This window comes from Pseudomonas sp. MD330_10 (genome assembly GCF_042610415.1).
In the GTDB taxonomy this organism is placed as follows: Bacteria; Pseudomonadota; Gammaproteobacteria; order Pseudomonadales; family Pseudomonadaceae; genus Aquipseudomonas; species Aquipseudomonas rhodesiae.
Genome location: NZ_JBHGZU010000143.1, coordinates 1 through 238, shown reverse-complemented (window position 1 = coordinate 238; position 238 = coordinate 1). Strand labels below are relative to the sequence as shown.

Here is a 238-nt window from a genome sequence, read left to right as displayed (position 1 = left end):
CGGTGTGGTCGACGTGAACGCTGCGAATCTTCGCGAAGGACTCGGCAGAGGAGAATATCGACGCACCGATGCGTGCTGTCACTGTCTGTTTACCGGCGTTGTTCATGTCGGCATCGATGGTGTCTTCGGTAGGAAACGGGCCCATGCCTATCAGGCCGTTTTACTATTTAATCAACACATCCATACCGTAGGGGATGTAATTGGCCACCAAGGTCGGAATTACGATTACAAAGTTGAC

The 238-nt window shown here is 51.7% G+C and carries 1 pseudogene; it reads right to left on the bottom strand.

The annotated features are described in order from the left end of the window. A pseudogene (locus ACFZPT_RS26955) lies at window positions 1-238 on the bottom strand (CoA-transferase); the annotation flags it as partial.